This window comes from uncultured Campylobacter sp. (assembly GCF_938018035.1).
Classification (GTDB): Bacteria; Campylobacterota; Campylobacteria; order Campylobacterales; family Campylobacteraceae; genus Campylobacter_B.
On sequence record NZ_CALIJF010000228.1, the window covers coordinates 1 to 4324 of the forward strand.

Consider the following 4324-nt stretch of genomic DNA (forward strand, 5'->3'; position numbering starts at 1 on the left):
CATTGTTTTTATAATGCTTGACAAGCCTTATGCGCCTATCGTAGGCTGGATAACGCTAATCGGTCTTTTTTATACGACGGTTATTCCGAATTGCTTTAAATTTATTGCGTGCTACGATGATAAAGTGATAGTAAGATATATCTTTTGGCAAAGAATTCTAAAATATGATGAGATTAAATATATTGCTACATTTGCATATCTGCCTGGAGGCGAAACACTTTGCTTAAAACTAAAATTTAATTTGGCAAATATCGTATTTAATCTAAGCTCGATTATTTTGCCTTTAAGCTATATAACAAAAGAGGATTTTGAAAAATTAAAAATTTTAATGAGTGATAAAAATATTGAATATAGGGATTTTATCTGAGGAGCGAAAATGGGTTGCAACCGTAGTTATCAAACTATAAAAACAGGCGGATTTTTTAATTTCGCCATGAAATTTCTTGTTGCAATATTTTTTGCGATTGTTCTATTCGGCTGCGACGGTAATGAATGCCGCAACGAATACAATAATAAGGCGTTTTCTATTATAACTGATAATTTAAAGGATAAGGAAAATAGAGATTGGACGTGCGGGTCTATTGACAACTATGAATACTTCATAAATTTTTACGGACCTAGCAACGATGATTTAGAAACTTTATTAAAGAATGTAGCAGAAGCGGCACAAATTCCAAATGTCAAAATTACTATATCGGTTTATGAGAGATATTGGAAATGGGGCAGCAAAACTCCGCCACCATTTAGCAAGAATATATTAACCGTAAAATTAGACACAAAATCAAATTAAGGAAAATGAAATGCTGAAATTTACAAAGTGTTTCTTTTTGATAGTCGCCGCATTTATATTATTCGGCTGCGACGGTAGGGAATGTCGGAATCAGTATAACGACAAAGCAGAAGAAATAATATTTGAAGGAATAAGAGATTTAAATCATCTAGGCGGTTCTTGGTCTTGTGGAAAAATTACCGATAGATATGAGAGCATAGTAAACATTTATGGCGCTAGAGATGATGATATAAAGTTGCTCTTAAATAATTTTTCAAAAGTTACCGACATACCAAATGTTAAAATCACGATAAATGTTTATAAAGGTATCAGGTTGGCAAATAAAAATTTGCCGTCAAGTGATGAGCCTATATTAATCTTAAAATTAAATACTCAATCGAGTCAAACAGAATAAAATTTCGGGCGGCGCAAACCGCCCGAAATGTAGCCCGAGATACCGCGCTAAGCCTTACTGCTCGTAAAAGCCGCTCGGTTTGGAGATCGTGTCAATGTAAATGTTTTTGGTCTGTGTGTAGTGATCCAGGATCATCTTGTGCGTCTCGCGACCGATGCCCGATTCTTTGTAGCCGCCAAACGGCGCGCCGGCGTGGATCTGGTTGTAGGTATTGACCCACACGCGACCCGTCTCAAGCAGACGTGCGACCGTGAGCGCTTTTGCGATGTCGCGCGTAAATACGGCGCCGCCTAGTCCGTAGAGGCTGTCGTTCGCCATGCGGACGAGCTCGTCTTGATCTTTAAATTTAATCACGACGCCCACAGGACCGAAGATCTCCTCCTGCGCCACGCGCATGTCGTTGCGCACGTCCACGAGTAGCGTAGGCTCGACGAAAGCCTCTCCCGCGCTATGTCGCTTGCCGCCCACGGCGATCTTAGCGCCCTCCTCTACGCCGATTTTTACGTACTCTAAAATTTTATCGGCTTGCTTTTTGTTGATCTGGCATCCCATCTGGGTGTTTGGATCGAGCGGATCGCCCACTTTGATGCGCTTAAATTTCTCCACGAGCGCCGGTACGAATTTATCGTAGATGCCCTCCTGCACGAAGATCCTACTTCCCGCGCAGCAGACCTGACCTTGGTTGAAAAGAATTCCCAGCTGCACGCCGTCGATCGCAACGTCGAAGTCGCAATCGTCAAAGATGATATTCGCGCTCTTGCCGCCAAGCTCAAGCGTAGCGGGGATGATCTTTTGCGCCGCGGCAAGCGCGATGCCTCTGCCGACCTCGGTCGAGCCGGTAAATGCAAGCTTATCAAGCCCTTTATGAGTGCGGACGAACTCGCCTGCCTTGCTTCCCTTGCCGGTTACGACGTTGATGACGCCCTTTGGAAGCAGCGGCGCGATTAGGCGGATGAACTCCAAAATGCTAAGGCTGGTTTCGGAGCTTGGCTTAAATACGCACGTATCGCCCGCGGCAAGTAACGGAGCGAGCTTCCACGCGCCCATCAAAAACGGGAAATTCCACGGCACGATCTGTCCTACTACGCCGATCGGCTCGCGTAAAACGACGGATAGATAGCGCTCTTTTAGCATATTGGCGCTGCCCTCCTCGCCCAAGATCACGCCCGCAAAATAGCGGAAATGCTCGATCGACCACGCTACGTCGACCGCGCGCGTCTCGCGGATCGGCTTGCCGTTGTCGATAGTCTCTACGGTGGCGATGAACTCGGCGTTTTGCTCTAGGACGTCGGCGATCTTATTTAGCAGCGCGCTGCGCTCATAAACGCTGGTGCGGCGGAAGCTCTCAAACGCCTTGCGCGCCGCGGCGACCGCTCTATCGACGTCCGCCTTGCTAGCATCTGCGATCTTTGAAATTTTCTCGCCGGTGGCGGGATTAAAAACGTCTAGGCTCGCGCCGCCTTCGGCACCCACAAACTCGCCGTCAATGAAAAGCTTATAGCTTGGTTGGATTGTAGCCATGCTTACTCCTTACGTGAAATATGACATTCGCTATTATATATCCGCGGCGATTAATGCGGCATAAATTTCGGAGCGAAAATCGGTTAAAATTTTGCGGTGTGTAAATTTAAGAAGCAATGCGGCGCGCGCGAAATTTTAAAATTTGATCTGCGTGCGCGACAGCGGAGGTTTGAAGCGGCTTTGAAGCGGCGTGAAATTTGACCGGGTGCGAGCGGCGAAATTTCAAAATGTAACGTTTATGAAACGAGAGCGGAAATTCGGCTGCGCGAAATTTTAAAATTTCGCTCCGATAAAATTTTAAAATTTGGCTCCGCCTGGATTTTAAATTCGGCTTCGTTAAAATTTTGAAATTTTGTAAGGTAAAATTTTAGAAACATTTTGCGGAATAAATTTCTAAAACTATCTTTAGCGGAGCGGGCGAGCGGTTTAAATTTACGGCGCACGGCGGGCAGATCCGCGAATGCGCTTCAAACTATAGCCTGCCGATAAATTTTAAAATTTTGCGGGATAAAATTTCATAATTCGGCTTCGTCGGAGTTTTGAATCGGGCTTCGTTAAAATTTTAAAATTTAGTCTGGTTGAGAATTTGAAAATTTTGTGAAGTAAAATTTCAAAAATACTTTTCGGAATAAAATTTCTACAACTATCTTTCGAGCAAGCTTTGCGAACCTCTTAACACTCGCTCGTAAGGCTCCGCTTGGTACGGGCGGCTTTTGAGCAAGACGAGAGGGCGGCGCCGAAAACAGCCACGGCTGTTTTGTAAAAACAGATACAGCAACGCACAACCTACTATAGCTCGTAGCTTCTCGGGCGCAGAGGGAGCAACTGCTCGCGCGCACGGCTTTTTAGACGCAGGGGGATAGCTATTCGCCGCGGCTCGTGTACAACTTATACTCAGAAGTGCAATCGCCCGCACCGCAATTTAAACGTAGTAAGCCAACCGCTCACGCTGCAGCTCGCGGTTTGTTCAAGCACAGGAAGGACAACTGCTCTGCGTGTGTCAGGCTCATTCAAGCCGAAAAATCGAACTAGGCGTACGAAACTAATGTTATCGCAAAAACTGCGCGCTTTGAATTCGTTTGAGCGAAGGAGTACAAACCGCTTAAAATTTTAAAATTTAGGCTCGAAAAAGGTATCTTCGTGGATGTTGGCAAAGGCGGCTTGCAGGCTGATAAAAAACCTCGGATGAGCTTTTTCATACTGCGCCAAAAGCTCCTTCGTAGCGGCGCGCGCAGTGGGCTCCTTGCCGCCGTATTGCTTCGCGGGGCAGACCTCCTCCTCGCGCATGATCGGAAGCTCGTTATCTCTAGCACAGGCGGCGATTTGGCGCTCGCGCGCAAGAATGAACGGACGGATGATCACAAGCCCGTTTTCGGCGACATAGCGCGGAGCGAGGGTACGCAGCGCTCCGTTAAAGGTAAAATTCATAAAAAAGCTCTCCGCGGCGTCGTCGAGGTGGTGGGCGATGGCGATCTTATTAAAGCCGTGTTCGAGCGCGTAGGAGTAGATGTATCCGCGCCTCATACGCGAGCAAAAGCTGCAAAACGTGGTGTTCGCGCGGATCTTTTCCTTGCCGAATTCAAAAATTTTAGTATCGATTATCTCGTAGGGGATCTCGT

5 protein-coding genes are annotated in these 4324 nt (G+C 46.3%); 3 read left to right on the forward strand and 2 right to left on the reverse strand.

Going from position 1 to position 4324, the window contains the following annotated elements; all coding sequences use genetic code 11:
• The 3 genes from Q0257_RS06950 to Q0257_RS06960 form a co-directional block, all read left to right on the forward strand.
• A partial coding sequence (locus tag Q0257_RS06950) for a hypothetical protein (protein ID WP_298023276.1) occupies positions 1–367 on the forward strand: 367 nt, incomplete at its 5' end.
• A gap of 9 nt (positions 368–376) precedes the next feature.
• Positions 377–790: a hypothetical protein gene (locus Q0257_RS06955; protein ID WP_295150994.1), complete on the forward strand. Its 414-nt coding sequence runs from the start codon at positions 377–379 to the stop codon at positions 788–790.
• A gap of 10 nt (positions 791–800) precedes the next feature.
• Entirely contained in the window at positions 801–1184 is a 384-nt protein-coding gene (locus Q0257_RS06960; protein WP_298023279.1) for a hypothetical protein, read from the forward strand.
• A gap of 54 nt (positions 1185–1238) precedes the next feature.
• Here Q0257_RS06960 and Q0257_RS06965 read toward each other — a convergent pair whose 3' ends face one another.
• Together Q0257_RS06965 and Q0257_RS06970 are read right to left on the reverse strand one after the other, a co-directional pair.
• Positions 1239–2705 (reverse strand): aldehyde dehydrogenase family protein, encoded by a 1467-nt coding sequence (locus tag Q0257_RS06965; protein ID WP_297894493.1) that lies wholly within the window; start codon positions 2703–2705, stop codon positions 1239–1241.
• A 1110-nt stretch (positions 2706–3815) separates the two neighbouring features.
• On the reverse strand, positions 3816–4324 hold a 509-nt coding region (locus Q0257_RS06970; RefSeq protein ID WP_298023282.1), incomplete at its 5' end, for an ATP-binding protein.